12 protein-coding genes and 1 pseudogene are annotated in these 16,466 nt (G+C 73.1%); 1 reads left to right on the top strand and 12 read right to left on the bottom strand.

Annotation, left to right across the window (positions count from 1 at the left end):
• Positions 1–60: 60 nt before the first annotated feature.
• The 5 genes and pseudogenes from B4915_RS05645 to B4915_RS14905 form a co-directional block, all read right to left on the bottom strand.
• Positions 61–432, bottom strand: a complete 372-nt coding sequence (locus tag B4915_RS05645; RefSeq protein ID WP_245907357.1) for a cupin domain-containing protein — start codon at positions 430–432, stop codon at positions 61–63.
• Complete coding sequence (locus B4915_RS05640) at positions 429–1,850, bottom strand: NAD(P)/FAD-dependent oxidoreductase (protein WP_105804869.1); 1,422 nt, start codon at positions 1,848–1,850, stop codon at positions 429–431. Before B4915_RS05640 ends, B4915_RS05645 begins: the two co-directional genes overlap by 4 nt.
• 306 nt (positions 1,851–2,156) lie before the next feature.
• A complete protein-coding gene (locus B4915_RS05635; RefSeq protein ID WP_105804868.1) occupies positions 2,157–2,366 on the bottom strand; it encodes a hypothetical protein in 210 nt (69 codons plus the stop codon).
• A complete protein-coding gene (locus B4915_RS14635; protein WP_181158467.1) occupies positions 2,363–3,085 on the bottom strand; it encodes a CYTH domain-containing protein in 723 nt (240 codons plus the stop codon). Before B4915_RS14635 ends, B4915_RS05635 begins: the two co-directional genes overlap by 4 nt.
• A gap of 262 nt (positions 3,086–3,347) precedes the next feature.
• Positions 3,348–3,701 (bottom strand): annotated as a pseudogene (locus tag B4915_RS14905) (EamA family transporter); the annotation flags it as partial.
• 443 nt (positions 3,702–4,144) lie between these two features.
• Here B4915_RS14905 and B4915_RS05620 point away from each other — a divergent pair.
• Positions 4,145–4,699 (top strand): hypothetical protein, encoded by a 555-nt coding sequence (locus tag B4915_RS05620; RefSeq protein WP_105804866.1) that lies wholly within the window; start codon positions 4,145–4,147, stop codon positions 4,697–4,699.
• Positions 4,700–4,763: 64 nt separating this feature from the next.
• Here B4915_RS05620 and B4915_RS05615 read toward each other — a convergent pair whose 3' ends face one another.
• The 7 genes from B4915_RS05615 to B4915_RS14900 form a co-directional block, all read right to left on the bottom strand.
• Positions 4,764–8,075 (bottom strand): prealbumin-like fold domain-containing protein, encoded by a 3,312-nt coding sequence (locus B4915_RS05615; RefSeq protein WP_105804865.1) that lies wholly within the window; start codon positions 8,073–8,075, stop codon positions 4,764–4,766.
• Positions 8,076–8,113: 38 nt separating this feature from the next.
• Positions 8,114–9,382 carry a fatty acid desaturase family protein gene (locus tag B4915_RS05610; RefSeq protein ID WP_105804864.1) on the bottom strand — a complete coding sequence of 423 codons (1,269 nt, stop codon included), beginning with the start codon at positions 9,380–9,382 and terminating at the stop codon, positions 8,114–8,116.
• A gap of 73 nt (positions 9,383–9,455) precedes the next feature.
• Positions 9,456–10,655 carry a MucR family transcriptional regulator gene (locus B4915_RS05605; RefSeq protein ID WP_105804863.1) on the bottom strand — a complete coding sequence of 400 codons (1,200 nt, stop codon included), beginning with the start codon at positions 10,653–10,655 and terminating at the stop codon, positions 9,456–9,458.
• Positions 10,656–10,691: 36 nt separating this feature from the next.
• On the bottom strand, positions 10,692–11,861 hold the full coding sequence (locus B4915_RS05600) for a coiled-coil domain-containing protein (RefSeq protein ID WP_105804862.1): 1,170 nt from the start codon (positions 11,859–11,861) through the stop codon (positions 10,692–10,694).
• Between the two features lie 130 nt (positions 11,862–11,991).
• The gene (locus B4915_RS05595; RefSeq protein WP_105804861.1) at positions 11,992–13,188 is read right to left on the bottom strand and encodes a coiled-coil domain-containing protein; all 1,197 of its coding nucleotides are present in this window, start codon (positions 13,186–13,188) and stop codon (positions 11,992–11,994) included.
• Positions 13,189–13,462: 274 nt separating this feature from the next.
• Positions 13,463–14,908 (bottom strand): class C sortase, encoded by a 1,446-nt coding sequence (locus tag B4915_RS14770; RefSeq protein ID WP_245907356.1) that lies wholly within the window; start codon positions 14,906–14,908, stop codon positions 13,463–13,465.
• Positions 14,899–16,089 carry a signal peptidase I gene (locus B4915_RS14900; RefSeq protein WP_245907355.1) on the bottom strand — a complete coding sequence of 397 codons (1,191 nt, stop codon included), beginning with the start codon at positions 16,087–16,089 and terminating at the stop codon, positions 14,899–14,901. The genes B4915_RS14770 and B4915_RS14900 overlap by 10 nt, the downstream gene beginning before the upstream one ends.
• Between the last annotated feature and the right edge of the window lie 377 nt (positions 16,090–16,466).

Genomic DNA, 16,466 nt, shown 5'->3' with positions numbered 1-16,466 from the left:
CCGCGCAACCCGCCTCGCGGCGCCGGCCCGGCTCGGGCCGTGCGCCGCGGGGCCGGAGGCTCACTCGGCGGCGATGTACACCTTGCGGATGTGGTCCGTCACCGTCCAGCGGGTGCGCGTGCCCGCGAGCAGGCGCATCACGTCGCCGGGGCCGAGCTCCACGGTGCGTCCCTCGTCGAGCAGCTCGACCACCGCGCCGCCCGAGAGCACGACGAACAGTTCGTCGGTCTCGGTGTCGGTGACGGTGCCGCCGCGCAGCTCCCAGATCCCGGTCGCGACGCCGCCGATCGATCCCAGCTCGGCGATGCCCTGGCGCGGCTCCCCCGAGACCGTCTCCGCGGCGGGCACCGCCTCCAGCTCCACCGCGGCGTCGAGGCCGCGCACGGCGGCGTTGCGCCCCTCGGGCAGCAGCTCCCCGCTCGCAGCGCTCACGAGTCGAACCCCAACCCCAAAGCGTCGAGCGTCTTCAGCAGCACATTGCGCTTGCCCTGGTTGTGGTCGGCGCGGTCGAGCGACCAGCGCGTGAGGTTGATGCCGATCGAGGCCGCGGGCTCGGGCGGGAAGGGCAGGGGCACCTGCTTCACCATCTCCAGCTCGGTGCGCTCGGTGACCCGGCCCTCGAAGCGGTCGAGGAGCACGTCGGCGGCGAAGTGCGTGGCACCCACGCCGAGTCCGGTGAACCCGGCGACGTACTGCACGCGCCCGCCGTGCGCCTGACCGAAGAAGGCGCAGAAGCGGGTGGAGGTGTCGATGACCCCGGCCCAGCGGTGGGTGAACTTCACGCCCGCGAGCTGCGGGAAGGTGGTGAAGAAGTGGCTGGCGAGCTTGCGGTGGCTCTCCATGCGGTCCTCGTGCTCGCGCTTGATGCGCCCGCCGGCGAAGTAGACGGCGTCGTAGCCGCCCCAGAGGATGCGGTTGTCCTTCGTGAGCCGCGAGTAGTGGAACTGGTTGGCCATGTCGGCGAGGCCCTCGCGTCCCTCCCAGCCGATGGAGGCGAGCTGCTCGTCGGTGAGGGGCTCGGTCATGAGGACGTAGTCGTAGACCGGCACGGTGTGGAAGCGGTAGCGCTTGAGCAGCGAGGGGAAGACGTTGGTGCAGAGCGCGACGCGCTCGGCGGTCACGACGCCGCGCTCGGTGGTGAGGCGGATCGGCTCTTCGGCGGATCCGTCGAGGCGCTGCACCGGGGTGTGCTCGTGGATCTCGACGCCGATCTCCGCGGCGTGGCGGGCGAGCTCGGCTGCGAGCTTGGCGGGGTGCAGATTCGCGTTCTCGCGGGGCGCGAACTCGCCGCCGAGGAAGGTGGGGGATGTGATGCGCCGCTGCACGGCCTCGCGGTCGAGCACCTCGACCTCGGGGTCGTCGCCCTCGCCGAGCCACTCCTGCTGGTGGGGCTCGTTGGCGACGGCGAGCTGGCCGGTGCGCTCGAAGTCGACGTCGAGGCCGTGCTGCTCGATGAAGCGCTCGATGGCGTCGAGGTTCTCGTGGCCGAGGCGGCGCAGGGTGCCCGTCTCGTCGGGCCAGCGGGCCTCGGCGTTGGGCTCGCCGTGGGTGATGCTCGCCTCGCAGAAGCCGCCGTTGCGGCCGGAGGCGGCCCAGCCCACGCGCACGGCTTCGAGCAGCACGACGCGGCGCTCGGGGTGGGCGGTCTTCAGCTTGATCGCGGTCCACAGCCCGGCGTAGCCGCCACCGACGACGGCGTCATCGGCGCGGGTGTCGCCGTCGAGCGCGGGGTAGCGGGCGGCTCGGTCGGCGACGTCCTCGGTCCAGAAGCAGGCGAGCTTCGTGCCGGCGAGGGAGTCCTCGACGATCTTCGCGGCGGGTCGGTGCGTTTCGAAAATGGTGGGGTGCATGGCGTCCTCGTCCTCGGTGTGCGCTTCGATCCTCGCACATCGGGCCGCTGATGTAAACGATCATGTCAACGATGTTGACATTCTGTCGGGCAGGCCCGTCCGGTCGACGCCGCCCCGCGGGATCGGACCCGGCGGCTCGGCCGCCGCCGTATACCGTTCTCGCCGCCGTATACCGTTCTCGCCGCCGTATACCCAGGTCACGGCGATCAAGGTACACGGCAGCGAGAACGGTACACATCCGCGACGCGCGCATCGGGCACGGACGCACACGCACACGCGGACGCGGCACCGATGACGCCCGGCGCGCTACTGGGCGGGCGGCTTGATGATCGCGCCGCTCGCCAGCCCGAGCGCGATCCCGGCGGGCAGCCACAGCCAGAAGGTCGTCAGGGCGCTGATCACCACGCCCATCACGGCTCCGATCACGATGCCCACGATGATCTGCTTGCGCCGCGCCTCCGGCGAGGGCTCGTCCCGCTTGCCCCGGCCGGCGGGGCGCTTCGATCCGCTGCTCATGAGCCCAGCCTACGCGCCGCCTCGCGATCCGAGGTGTCCAGCTCGCGCAGCGCCGCGAGCACGGCCGCGTCTGCGCCCTGCCGCTCCGCCAGCTCGACGAGGCGCCCCGTGGCGCGGGCGATCTTCGCCGCGCTCAGCGAGGGCTCGGCGCCCGCCTCCAGCAGCAGCGGTTCCACCCGTTCCAGCAGCGCCGGCTCGGCGCCGGGCACGAGCTCCGCCTCCCACTCGCGCCAGGCACGCCGCACGCCCGCCGCATCGGCGGCGAGCACCCGGTCGTCGGCCAGTTCGACCACCGCCGCGCCCGTGGCGTCGCGCAGCAGCACGACGGTGCGCTCGGTGTCGATGCGGGCGAGCGGCCGCACCGCGTCGACCGCCTCGCCGATGCGGGCGCGGATCTCCTCGCGCAGTCCCTCGGGCATGCGCTCGGCGGCGGGCCAGTGGAGCTCGCGCACCCCCTCGGGCCCGCGCTGCTTCAGGTGCCAGCCCGCGTCGGAGCCGCCGTGCCGCTCGCGCACCGCGACGCCCTGCGCAGCGAGATCCTCGCCCGGGGTGTCGAGGTACTGCGCCCGCAGGCTGAAGCTCAGCGGGGCATCGGCGGCGAAGCCGGCCTCCCGCAGCCGCCCGGCGGTGGGCAGCTCCGCGCCGAGCCGCGCCTCGTACTTGCGCTCGATCTCCAGCGACTCCCGCGCCCCCGAGCCGGATCCCTCGTGTTCGCTCACCGTCCCAGCATAGGACCCGGGATCGGGGCGAGGATCGGGATCCGGGCCGGGATCGGGATCCGGGCCAGGATCGGGATCGGCGCCCCGGCCCCGGTCCCCCGCCGACCACACGATCCCCGCCCCTGACCCCACGCCCCCCGTGTCCCCCCCACTGCATATCGTCGGCAGCGTCAGATGTGTATAGGAGCCAGATCCCCGCCCCCGCGGCGACCACGAGCACGACCCCCAGCACCGCGACCGGCGGGAGCAGCTGTCCCAGGAACACCGCGCCGATCACCGTGCCGACCACCGGGTCGAAGGCGAAGAACACGCCCAGCACCCGCGCCGAGGTGAGCCGCCCCGCCATCGTGTCGACTGTGAAGGCGAGCGCCGTGCCGAGCAGCGCCGAGAGCAGCAGCGTCAGCAGGTGCTCGGGGCGCAGCAGCGGCACGGCGGGCACGGAGAAGGGGAGGGTCAGGATCGCGGCGACCACCACCGACAGCGACATGCTCGACAGCCCGCCCTCCGACTGGCCGACGCGCGCAGCGAGCAGCGTGTAGCCGCCGAAGGAGGCCCCGGCGAGCGCAGCGAAGAGGATCCCGAGCGGATCGAAGGGCCCGCCCAGGCCCGCGATCATTCCGACGCCGAGGATCGCGGCGAGCGCCAGCAGGCCCTCGCGCGGCCGGCGCGAGGCGGCGAGCGCGACGAGGCACGGGCCGAGGAAGTCGATGGTGGTGGCGATGCCGATGGGCAGCCGCGCGAAGGCGAGGTAGAGGAAGGCGTTCATGGCGGCCATCGCGGCGCCGTAGAGCACGATCCCGAGCCAGTCGCCGCGGCTGCGCCCCCGCAGGCGCGGCCGGAACACGATCAGCAGCAGCACCGCCGCGAACGCCATGCGCACGGAGCTCGTGCCGAGCACCCCGAGCTGATCGAACAGGCCGATGGCGATGGCCGCCGAGGCCTGCACGCCGATGGCCCCCGTGAGCACGAGCAGCATGGCGCGGACGGTGGCGCGACGTGAGGCGGAGCGCGCGAGGGAGGAGGTCATCCGGCTCACTCTACCGCCGTTACACTGGCCGCATGGCGGAGGATCGGAGCGCGGCGGCCCTGCGGGCGCGGGAGGCCTGCGCCGCCGCGGCCGGGCGCCTCCGCGGGGCCGGGATCGGCACGGAGGCGCTGGCGCGCTACGTGGCGCCGCGGCGCGTGCTGCTGTGGACGAAGCCCGCGACCATGGAGCCGCTCGGCGAGGTGTGGCGGGTCGGCACGCTGCTGCTCGGGGCGGAGGGCGAGCTGTACGCGCTCGGCCACGCGACCCGTGCCGCGGAGCGCGGCCGCCCGGGCTATCAGTCGCTCTCCCGCGAGGAGCGGCGGGAGATCGCGGCGGCGGCGCTGCGCGGCGGCTACCCCGCGGGAACGCCGGTGAACTACGATGCGGTGCGGATCCCGCTCGGCGAGGCGGGCACGGCCGAGGATCGCGGACCGGATCCCGCGCCGGAGCTGCCCGTCGGCTACGCCGAGGGCGAGTTCCGGGTGCGCTGGCGCCGGGGCGCTCCGCTGTCGGGCGCCCCGAGCCTCGCCGCGTTCCTCTCCGAGCGGGTGGATCTGCTCATCCACCCGCCCTTCGCCGCGGACTGAGCGGGGGCCCGGAACGACGCCCGGACCCCCGCTCCGCTGAAGCAGCCCCCGGAAGGCTCCGCGCTCAGCCGCGGCGCGCGCGGCGCTCGCGCAGCAGCAGCGCGGCCCCGCCGAGCAGCAGCAGCGCGGCACCGCCGATCCACGCGCTCATCGGCCCGCCGCCGGTGACGGCGAGTCCGCCGCCCGTCGCGCCGGCGGCGTCCGCGTGCCCGTTGCCGCTCGCCCCCGCGGCGCCGTCCGCACGCGCTCCGGCGTCCGCACCGGCCGCGGCGTCCGCTTCCGCGCCGGAATCCCAGGCCCCGCCGGCGCCGGATCCGCCGTCACCGGGCCTCTCGGATCCGCCGCTCCCGGCGTCGTCGTCCCCGCTGCCGGGCACATCCGGCCCCTCGGGCCCATCGGACCCGCCGGGCTGGCCGGGCTCTTCGGGCTCCTCCCGGCCGCCGGGCTCCTCGCCGCCCGTTGTGCGCTCGTTCTCGATGCGCACCTCGGCGGGGCTCTGCACCCCGTTCTCGTCGACGGTGAAGGAGAACACCTCGTCGGTGCGCTGATACCCCGCGGGGGCGCGCACCTCTTCCACGGTGTAGCTGCCGGGCTCGGGCACGGCGACGACGCGGTGGGTGCCCGGGGTCTCCCCCGCCACGCGCAGCTTGCCCTCGTACACGAAGACCCGGTCGGCGATCACGGTGTCGCCCTGCTTCACGCGGAAGATCGCCCCGGTGTCGGTGATCCGCTTCTCGGGGTCGCTCGCGTCGGTCTTGGCGAGGTTGAGCGGGTATTCGTTGGTGGGCACGATGGTCGCGTCGGTGGAGCCGATCGTGTTGGTCACGCCCACATCGGGGGTGACCTCCGCGAGCCGCACCTTGAAGTAGAGCGTGGAGTTCTGGCCGGGGGTCAGCCTGCCGCGCTCGATGGTGACGGTGTTCTCGGCCGCGTCGTAGCCGGCGACGGCCTGCGAGTTCGTGAGCGGCATCGGGCCGGGGACCGGCGTGGCCTCGGGCTCGTGCTGCATCTGCCACTCGCTCAGGAAGCCGAGGAACTCGACGCCCTCCGGCAGCACGTCGTCGACCTCCTGCACCATGTTGGTGAACAGGCCGTGCGGGATCAGCTCGACCCGGTAGACGAACTCGTCCTGCACGGGCGCGCCGTCCTCACCGAGCTTCACGCGCAGATTCGCGGTGTAGCGGTCGTTCTGCGCGTCGTAGAGCCGCTTGCGCACCTCCATCTCATTGCCGTACGAGGTGGCGCGGGCCGTGGTGCCGGAGTCGTAGCGGGTCACGTGGTCGGTGCCGGTGTAGCTCGCAGAGTTGGCGATGTCGAGGGTCTGCTTCCCGGCGATCGGGTGGGTCGGGATCGACACCGTGACGGTGTAGCCCTGGGTGTAGCGGCCCTCGGCGTCGGGTGCGGCGGCGCCCCAGGGCGCGGCCTTGGGGAAGGCGGCGCCCGGCGCGATGACGAGATCCCCGTCCGCGTTCAGCGACACCTCGAAGGTGTCGCCGTCGAGCGGGTAGTTGTAGTCGTAGGCGCCGCGCAGCGACTCGCGGATCTGCGGCAGCGTCTCCTCGCTGACGTCGAACACGGCGTGGTCGATGCGGTCGACGATGGTGGCCTGGCGGGCGTCGCCCACTCCGGAGCCGACGGTGAAGGTGAAGTCGATCAGGGCCGGCTCGCCGGGGCGCACGCTGATCTCGCCGCCCTGCGCGGTCTTCGCGAAGCGCTGCGGATCCACGATCCCCTGGGAGGGGTCCTTCGGCACGACGAGACGGTGATCCGCGTCGCGCTCGGCGGTGGAGGATCCCTCGCCGCCGGCGGTGCCGTAGTGGAAGACGGCGCGGTTGCGCAGCTGGTAGGCGGCGGCCTCCGCGGGGCGGAGCCCCTCGGTGCTCGGGCTCAGTCCCTCGACGTCCGTGATCTCGGCCCGGACGGTGATCCGCGCGTCCGTGCTGACGTCCTTGCCGACGTTGATGAGCAGGGTCTTGCCCGAGACGAGGTAGCTGCCGACGTAGGCGTCGGCCGCGAACTCCTCGGCGGTGGGCGCGGCGCCGGCCTCGACGGGGGCGGGCCGCAGCTCGATGCCCTCCGCGGTGAGGAAGTCACCGGCCTCGCTCAGCCAGTCGATCTGGGCGGGCAGCTCGTCCGCGATCACGACGTTGCGCGTCAGCTCGTGGCGGGTGCCCTCGAAGCCGGCGAACGGGGTGAGGTCGGCGCGCAGGGTGTAGCTTGCGGGGATCGGCTCGGGGAGCGTGCCGTCGTCGTTCGGCTCGATGGTGGCCTCGGCGGGGGTGCCCTGCTTCTGGAAGGCGGCGCCGAGGCCGGGGCTGGGTGCGGCGCTCACGCTGCCGCGGATGGCGCTCTCGCCGCGCAGTTCGCCGCGGTCGAGGCCGCCGGTGACCGTCGCGCTGTTGCCGAGGATCGTCTCGAAGGTGAAGCCTGCGTCCTCCTCGGCGGCCGCGGCGGCTGCGTCGTACGCCTCCTGCAGCTTGGCCTGCACGGCGGCGAGGGCGGCCTCGTCGGTGATGCGGGCCGCGTAGCTCAGCGTGTACTCGCTGTTGGGGGCGAGCGTCACCGGGTGGGTGAAGGCGGTCCCGTCGTAGCCGGCGATCTCGCGGCGCTCGGGGCCGTTCCGGTTGAGTCCCTGCGCGTCCCAGGTGGTGAGCGTCTCGGCGAAGCTTCCGGGCACGTAGCTCAGGCCGGGGTCGAGCGCGTCGGCGATCTCGAAGTCCCCGCCCGCGTCGGTGTGCACGGTGACGGTGAAGGGGATGGTGCGGCCCAGGAAGTCCGCGCCGAGCTGCACGACGCCGTCCTGCACGGTGACCGCCGGCCAGTCCGCCGAGCCGGCGCTCTTGCGCTCGGCGGGCGTGACGTTCTTCGGCTGGTCGCCGGGGCTCGTGACGACGACCTCGAAGCGGCTCGGCTGCCCGTCGACGGTCCACACGAGCTCCTCCTCGGAGGAGGTCTCCCAGGGCTCGAGGTCGAGGTCGAGGAAGAGCACGCCCTGGTTCACATCGGCGGGGAAGGGATCGGCGAACTGCACGACGAGGTTGCCGTCGGCGTCGGTGGTGACGCTCTCGATGGCGTCGTTCCCCGTGAGGTCGACGTCGAGCTCACCCTGCACGCGCAGCTGCGCGGGAAGCTCGATGGTCACGGCCTTGCCGTCGTCCATCCGGCCGTAGCCGAGCTCGACCCGCAGCGGCGCGCCGGACTCGTACACCGGCTTGCCGTTGTGCTGCGATGCCGCCTGGGGCAAGGTCACGGTGACCACGTTGTTCGCGGCACTGGCGGGCGGGGTGAATCCCATGAGTATCAGCAGGGCGGCCAGCAGCGAGGCGACGATCGCCCCGCCCCGCGCTCCCAGACGACGTTCCGATCCCACACGCATAGGGCATCCTCCTGAAGGCATGACTGACTTGAGTCGCGTCACTCCCCAGACGCACGAAAGTCGCCTCTGCCGCGCACTCCCCGCACGACATAGACGACCTTCCCAAGGTACTCCACGCGCGCACGGGCGACAAGTCGGGGCCGATCGCCGCTGGAGGGATCGCCGCGGGAGGGGATGCCGCCGGCAGCGTCAGGTGGGTATAAGAGACAGTCCTGCGCGGTGATGGGGCACTCGAAGGGGTCGCGCGCGGCGAGGCCGACCCGGTTGAGGTAGTCGATCACGATCGCGTAGGAGCGGAAGAGCGAGGTCTCGGTGTAGGGCACGTCGAGGGTGCGGCAGTGCTCGCGCACGATTTCGCGTGCCTTCGCGAGGTGGGGGCGGGCCATGCTCGGGAAGAGGTGGTGCTCCACCTGGTAGTTCAGGCCGCCCATGAGGATCGTGGCCCACCAGCCGCCGCGGATGTTGCGCGAGGTGCGCACCTGCTTCGTGAAGAAGTCGAGCTTCGCGTCGTGCGCGATGACGGGCATGCCCTTGTGGTTGGGGGCGAAGGAGGCGCCCATGTACACGCCGAACACGGCGAGCTGCACCCCGATGAAGGCGAACGCCATGCCCAGGGGGAGGAAGAGGAAGACGGGGGCGTAGCAGAGGACGAACCGCGCGGCGATGATGGACAGCTCCGTCCAGCGCCCCTTCACGGGTTCCCGGCTGAGCAGGTGCCTGAGGCTGTGGAAGTGGAGGTTGAGGCCTTCGAGGGTGAGGAGGGGGAAGAACAGCCAGCCCTGCTTGCGCGTGAGCAGGCGCCGCAGCCCGGTGGCCTGGGCGGCGTCCTCCTCGATGAAGGAGATCGTGTCGACTTCGATGTCGGGATCCTTGCCCACCCGGTTGGGGTTCGAGTGGTGGCGGCTGTGCTTGGAGTCCCACCAGGAGTAGCTCATCCCGATGGAGCCGGCGAGGATGCGCGCGAGCCGGTCGTTCGCGGGGCCGAGCTTCAGGATCTGCCGGTGCGCTGCCTCGTGCGCGAGGAAGGCGATCTGGGTGAAGATCAGGCCGGTGGCGGCGGCGATGAGGAGCTGGAACCAGCTGTCGCCGAGCAGGACGAAGCCGGTGACGGCGCCTCCGAGGGCGAGCAGGATCATCGCGCCGGTGAAGGCGTAGAACACGGGCGCCCGGCGCAGCAGGCCGGACTCGCGCACCACCTCGGAGACGCGCGTGTAGGCCTTCGCGATGGGCGGGAAGTCTGAGGCCTTCGCCCGGGTGGGGCGGAGGGGCCCGAGCCCGTCGAGGGCGGGGAGGGTGGAGCTCGTCATACGCGGCACCTGTTCCGGTTGTGAACCGCGGAGCGATCCGGTGAAGCCATGGGCTGGTGCCGATCGCTGTTCCTCACGCTATCGGCGCACCCATGCCCGAAGCTGCATTCTGGGCGTCCGCCGGTGGATTCCCAGCCCCGGCGCGGAGTTCGCCCGCCCACTGCGGGTGCGCGGTGGTGACGGCGAGGGCGGTGGTGAGGCTGCGCCACCCGGGGAGGCGCTCGTCGAGGAGCGCGATCCGCCCCTCGTCGAGGTAGGCCTTCTCGGCGGGGCGGCGCTGGATGAGCAGGGTGACGCTGCGCAGCCACTCGCCGAGGGCGCGCTCGGCGGGTTCGGCCAGGGTGCCGCGCCCGGGCAGGCGCCCCTGGTGGCTGTCGCAGAATGCGGCGCACTCCTCCACCCGCGCCCGGAATACGGGTGAGACGAGTTCGTGCGCGGGCGCCCGGCGGCCCTTGGCGGAGAGCCGCTCCCGCACGGTGCGCGCGGCGAGCGGGGTGTCGGGGCTCAGGCCGTAGCGTTCGCGGTATGCGGCGGAGCTGAGGCGGTGGACGCGCAGGTGGGAGGGGAGGGTGGAGAACCAGCCTCCGCAGGCGTGGCACTGCACGAGCTCCCCCGTGTCGGCCAGGCGGCCGTACTCCCCGAAGACGGGGTGCGGCTCCCCGTCGGTGATGGACTCGGTGCCGGGGCGGCCGGCGGGGTGGTACGGCTCGATCTCGGAGCGGTGACCGGGCTGCGCGCCCGAGTGCGCGGTGCGGGCGGCGAGGGCGTGGACGGATGCTGCGGCGACGCCGTCGCCGAGCGTGTGGAGGCGGCCGTCGGCGATCATGCCGGCGACGGTGCGGGTGTCCACGCCAAGGCTCGCGGCGGCGTCTCGCAGCGACACAACGCCCGCCTGGTCGATCCCCGCGCCCGCCTGCGCGAGCAGCACTCCGAGTTCGGTGCGGAAGAAGCGCGGGTCTCGCACGTTCGGGGCGAGGCCGGCGACGATCCGCTCCCCGATGAGGCGGCGGGACCGCTCCTCGGGGTGCTGCAGCTGCGCGAGCAGCCGCTCGGCGACCTGGCCGAGGAGGCCGTGGTCGTCGGCGTCGTGTTCCAGGTCGAGGGCGGTCGTGTCCCTCCCGAGGAGCGCCTGGAGATTCGTGATCCGCTCGCGGATCAGGGCCACGAGCTGCACCCTGGCCTCGGGGCCGGGCTCCCGCGGGGGGATCGCCGGCCCCGGTGCGGGCGTGGTCTCCGGGGCGCTCTGCACGGTCGTCTCGCCGGGACGCATCATCGCGTCACCTCCTCACGGTGGGCCTGTCTGCGGGGGTTACGCGCTGGTGTTGCTGCGGTCGGGTCGTTCGGGGTTTCGGGTGTCGTGTGCGGGTGCGGGGGTGATGGCGCCGAGGGAGAGCATGCCGGTGTTCTCGCGGGCTTGGGTGTGCTGCTGGGTTTTCTCGAGGAACTTGGTGAGGACTTTGCGCTGCCGGCTCAGATCCTCCAACTGGGTTTCCACATCCAGGGTCATGGTGGAGAGCAGGTCGTCCGTGTCGCGGGTGAGGGTGCTCGCCCAGACCATGGCCTGCGCGGTCAGCTGTTCGGCCTGGGCCTGAGCTTGTGCCAGCTCCTGTTCCCCGGTGGCGCGCATCCGGGCGAGGACCTGTTCGGCTTCCTCGACGAGTTCCGCAGCGCGCCGGCTGCCCGCGGCCACGTGCGCGTCGGCTTTCTCGTACGCTTCGTTCGCGTACTGTTCGGCTTCGGCCTGGCTGCGGGCCCGCTCGCGTTCGGCTTCCTCGGTGAGGCGGCTGAGTTCCGCTTCCACGCTGACCTGTCGTTCTTGTGCCTGGTGCAGGACTTCCTCGGCCATGCGCCGGATCTGTTCCGCGGCACGGCTCGCTTCAGCGCGCACGTCCGCGGCTTCTTTCTCGACTTCCGCGAGAATCTGCGCGGCCTGCCGCTGCGCGCGTTCTTCGACGTCCTGGGCGCGGGCGAGCTGCTCTTCGGCTTCCTGCACCACGCGGGCAGCGTGGGCTTCGGCGTCCATGCGGGTCTGCTCGGCGACACGGGTCGCGCTCTCGGTCGCGTGCTGCGCTTCCCGGGTCGCGGTCTCACGCAGCGTGAACGCCTCCTGGCGGGCCTGCTGGAGGAGTTCGCGGGCTTCTTCGGTGGCGTCCTGCACCATCCGTGCGGCCTGCGCCTCGGCGACGCGGAGGGTTTCCTCGAACGCTTCGCCGAGTTCCGCGAAGTTGGGTTTGACGGCCGCGGCCCGTTCTTTGGCTTCGGCGAGATCGCGCGCCATCTTCTGGGCGAGGCGCTGCGCTTCGAAGCGTTCTTCCTCGGCGCGGCTCTTGCCTTCCTCGGCGCGGCTGATGCGGTCCTCGGCGCGGCTCAGCCGGTCTCTCAGCTCGGCGACGATCCGTTCCACGTCGATCGGGTCGTAGCCGCCGAACTTGCGGCGGAACTCGATCACGTTGCTGGTGTCTGCCGTATCCGAACTCATGCGTACTGTCTCTTTCCTGATAGCTGGGTCGTGTGTCGTGTGTCTGTGCGGCCCCTGCCGGGCCGGTGCAGCCCCCGCGGGAGGCTTGCCCGCCTATGGTGTCCATTCCGGGTTCGGCCGGGGCGGGGCCCTAGCTGGCGGCGCTCCACCGGCCCGGAGCACCGGGCTGGGTGTCCGCTTCCGGTGGCAGCACCGCCGCCAGGGACGGCGGGACGGGACCAGCAGGGATCCCTGTGGCCGGATCCCCGGCCGCGTCTGCGGCGGGGCGCTGCCAGGCGGGCCCGCTGCGGTCCGCGTTCCGCGCGAAGGCTGCCTCGTGCAGGCGGAACGACTCCTCCATCTTCCTCAGCGACGCCTCGAAGGTGGCACGCTCCGCCCCCGCCGGCGCGACGGACCCGCCCCGGGCGGCTGGCTGTGCGGGGGCTTCCGCCCGGGAATAGGCTCGCTCCGCCGGCGGATCCACGGAGAGGTTCCGCCCCTCGAACGGGCGCCACGGGCTTGGAGCCGCCGCCGAGGCGGGCACGGGGCCGACGGGGGTCGTGTCAGCACGGTACGGGCGTCCTTCGGCCGCGCGCAGCAGCCCGTCGAGGGCGCGTTCGCGCTCGTCCAGGCCGCGGGTGCGCTCGTCCACGAGCCGCGCACGCGACTCGAGCTCCCGGGCGCGGGCCTCCAGATCGCGGGCGCGCCCCTCCAGCGCGTCACGCTCCCGCTCCACCGCAGCCCCCTGCACGCGCTGCTCGGAGGCCAGCACCGCCAGCTGCGCCCGCTCCTCCCACAACTGCTCGGTGCGGGCGAGCACATCCTGCTCCCGCTCCATGACCGCCCGCTCCCGCTGCCGCAGCTCCTCTTCCTGCTGGGCGAACCCGGTCTCGCGTCCGGTGATCGCGATCTCCAAAGCAGCCAGCTCCTCCGCCCGGCGTGCCAGCTGTGCCTCCCGCTCCTGGAGTTCCGCAGCCCGGGATTCGTGCACGCCCTGGAAATCGAGGACCTCCTGCCGCAGCACCCCCAAACGCTCCTGCCACGCGGCAAGCTCCGCCCGCTCCGAGACGAGGCTCGCCCGCTCCGCCGCGAACGCTTCCTGCTCGTGGGCGAGCTTCACCATCTCCCCGGCCACGTCCTCCTCGGCCGCCTCGACCAGGCCCCGCCGGCGCGCCAGATCCTGTTCGGCCTGCGCGAGTTCCCCCTCACGATCGGCCAGAGCGCTCTCGCGCGCGTGCAAGCGCTCCTCCCACTCGGTTACGAGGTGCAGGCGCTGCCCCAGCTGCGCGGACCGCTCGGACAAGGCCTGCAGTTCGGACTGCGCCTCCGCCTCGCGTGCGGCGAGCACCCGCTTGCGCTCCGCCAGGACCTCCTCACGGCGGGCAAGGGCCGCCAGCTGCAGCTCGGTCCAGCCCCTGTTCCTTATTCACCCCTGACGCTGCCGCCCATATGCAGTGGTTATCTCTTTATCGTCGACCGCTTACGTATACAAAAAAATCAACCTCTTTCCCTACCAACACCCATAATGCCCCGCACCGCAGCCACCCCCGCGGTCCCGGCGAGCAGCACGAGCAGGGTGGCCGCCACCGCCCAGCACACCCACCCGATACTCCTGCGGACCCTCACGACCGGCCCCTCTCAGGCGTCGCATCCCGCCCGGCAGGATCGTCCCCAGCGGCATCCCGCCCAGCGGCACCATCCCGCCGGGCGGCGTCCTGCCCGGTGGCGTCGTCCTGCCCGGTGCTTCCGGGTGCGGTGGTGCCGGCCGGGGGGTGGGAGGCGCCTGCGAGGAGCCGGGCGACCCGCCACGCCTCCGCACGCGCCAGCTCCGCGCTTCGGAGGGGGGCAGGGGCCATGAGCGCGGGCTCCCGGTCCAGGCCGAGGACCCACCCGTAACGCCGACGCCACCCCGGCCACGGGTGCACCCCGGCCAGCAGGCTGCCCCCGGCGATGGTGCGGGCGTCATCGAGAGCGGCCCGCGGATGCGTGAACGCGCACGCGGAGACCGCGAGCTGCGCCCCGCCCACGTACAACCCCCAGGTGTGCACCCCGCCCGCACCCCGCGCCAGGTGCAGGGTGACCGCGTCATCATCCGTGAGGCGCCCCCGCAGTTCCGCATCAATGGGGTCCGGGACCGAGCCTGCGGGCACTCGCGCCCGGAACGCCCGCCACCGTGCCAGTTCCCGGCTGCCCGCCGCACGATACGCGAGACGCAGCTGCGGCCCCTCCCCCGCACCCCGCACGGGCGCCTTCCCACCCAGGTCGCGGGTGACGGGGATCAAGAGCCCCAGGGCGGCCGGGACGGGCAGCGTCCACCACGGGAACCCCGGCCCAGGATCCTGCTCGGCTTCCAGTTCCTCGGCGACCTTCGGATCATCGAGGGTGGTGCGCTTCCCGCGCACCAGGAGCCGGTGCGTGTTCACCCCGGTCGGGGTGCAGGTCACCAGGGTGAGGTAGTCGCCGCCGGGGATCTGCCGCAGCGCGTCGAGTTCCGTGGGCAGCACGACCGTGATCTGGTCGACCTTGTACGCGATCTTCTCCCCGGCGACATCCACCCAGAACACGTCCCCTTTCTCAAGCTTGTCGAGGTTCGTGAACAGGTGCGCCCCGACCACCCCGGAGTGCGCGGTGAGCACACTGTGCACCCCGGTCCCGCCGACCGGGAGGCCGGAACCGTACAGGTGCCCCACCCCCGCATCCAGGGACTTCTTCCCCGTGTCGTGGAAGATCGGCAATGACACCCCGATCTTCGGGATCACGAGCCGCCCCATCGTCCCGTCACCGTCCACGTTCAAGGTCTGCTCGTAGGCGTCTTTGCCCTGCCCGATCGGGATCGGCTTCCCGGCCGCGTCGATCGCGTACGGATCCCGCAAGGGCCCGTTGGGCAGCTCCGCATTGTAGGCATGGGCCGCATCCAGCATGGATTGCAGCTCCCGGCCGGGCGTGCGCTCCACCTGCTCCGTGTAGCTGCGCAACTGGGCGGCGTGCTGCCGGTCACTGAACCAGTTCCCCGCCGCCGGATACGTCAACACCCCCACCCCGGCGAGCACCAGCACGATCACCAGCACCCGCCGCACCCCGGCACGGACACGGGGCCCAGGGTGCGCCGGGGGGTGGTTCGGCTGGGTGCGGCGTGGGCGTGCACGCGCGGCTTCCGGGAAACGGCCGCTTCCGTCTCCTCGTCTCGCACCGTCACCGTTTCGGCGGCTGGGCGGCCGGCGTCCCGGGCTGCGCGGGGCACGCGCCGAGGCCGGGGAGCCGGGGCGGGGGTGCTGTCGCGTTCGGCGGCCCAGTCGATCTGGGCGGGGTCGTCGCGGCGGCGCCCGAGGAGCCACCCGGTGCAGGCGAGCGCGATCGCGGGCAGCAGCATCAGCGCGGCCGCCCCGACCGGCCCGAAACCCGCCCACAGCCAGCCCAGCACCGGCACCGCGTACAGCATCACCCCGCGCAGCTGCTCCGGGGCGACCGCAGCATCGGGTTGCGCGTTCGCATCGCCCTGCACCGTGAGCCGGCACGCGGGCCCTTCCCGGTCGGTGGCGGGCAGGATCTCGGTGACCCGGTGGGTGACCTGCCCGGCCCCGTTCATCGTGTACGTGACCACGTCCCCCGGCCCGATCGTGTCGCACACCCGGGCCGTGTCGACGCCCTCGTTGATCACGAGGGAGCCGGGAGCGAGTGCGGGAACCATGGAACCGCTCACCACCCCCGCAGCCGCAGTCACTGCCGCGTCCACCGCCCCAGTTGCAGCGGCGGCCGGTGCGGACGCCGCGAGCACGGCCGGAGCCTCCGGGTCCGCGGGCGACGGGGCCGCAGCCTCCGGCACCACTGCCAGCGCAGCGGCCGGGGCCGCCTCCGCACGCGGCTCCTGCTGCGAGACGGGCCGCTCCCCCGGGGCAGGGGTGCCGGGCTGGGCGGGGGTGTTCTCTTCGGTGCCGAACTGCTGCACGGACTGGAAGGCGAGCACCACCCCGGCGGGCCCGAACGCCGCACCGGGCGCGGGCGCCGCAGCAGGCGCGGGCGCCGCACCGGGCGCGGGCGCCGCAGCAGGCGCGGGCGCCGCAGCAGACGCGGGCGCCGCAGCAGGCGCGGGCGCCGCAGCAGACGCGGGCGCCGCAGCAGACGCGGGCGCCGCAGCGGGCGCGGGCGTCGCAGCGGGCGCGGGGGTTGCGGCGGGGGCTGCTCCCGGCACGGCTTGCGCCGGGCGGGCCCCCTGCACGGCGGTCGGGGATGTCGGAACACTGCTGCTCATATGCGCGTCTTTCTCGGGCCGGGGCTCACGGTCATGCTGCTCGGACGGCGGCACACCCTGGCCGGCCGCCTGCACGGGTGCGGCTGCGGGATCGGCCTGCCGGGCCGGGGCCGTAGCCTGCGCGGGAGCGGGATCCGCCTGGCGCGCTGGGGCGGTAGCCGGTGCGGGGGCGGTTTTTGAGAAGGCCCCGCGCCCCCCCCGCCTCACCCCCCTGCATCTCGGCGGCAGCGTCAGAGGGTTAAAAGGGCCGACCCCCGGAATCCCCCGGACGGGCCACCACCGCCACCGTGCCGTTCACGACACACCACCTCCCTCAGTCACACCATTCCTGTCCCGAACCCCGCCCGGGGGCCGGGCCCGCCAGCGCGGAACCCGGC

Origin of the sequence: Leucobacter massiliensis, assembly GCF_002982315.1 — a bacterium.
In the GTDB taxonomy this organism is placed as follows: domain Bacteria; phylum Actinomycetota; class Actinomycetes; order Actinomycetales; family Microbacteriaceae; genus Leucobacter; species Leucobacter massiliensis.
The sequence above is the reverse complement of the archived record's forward strand: the minus strand, read 5'-3'. Positions and strand labels throughout refer to the sequence as shown.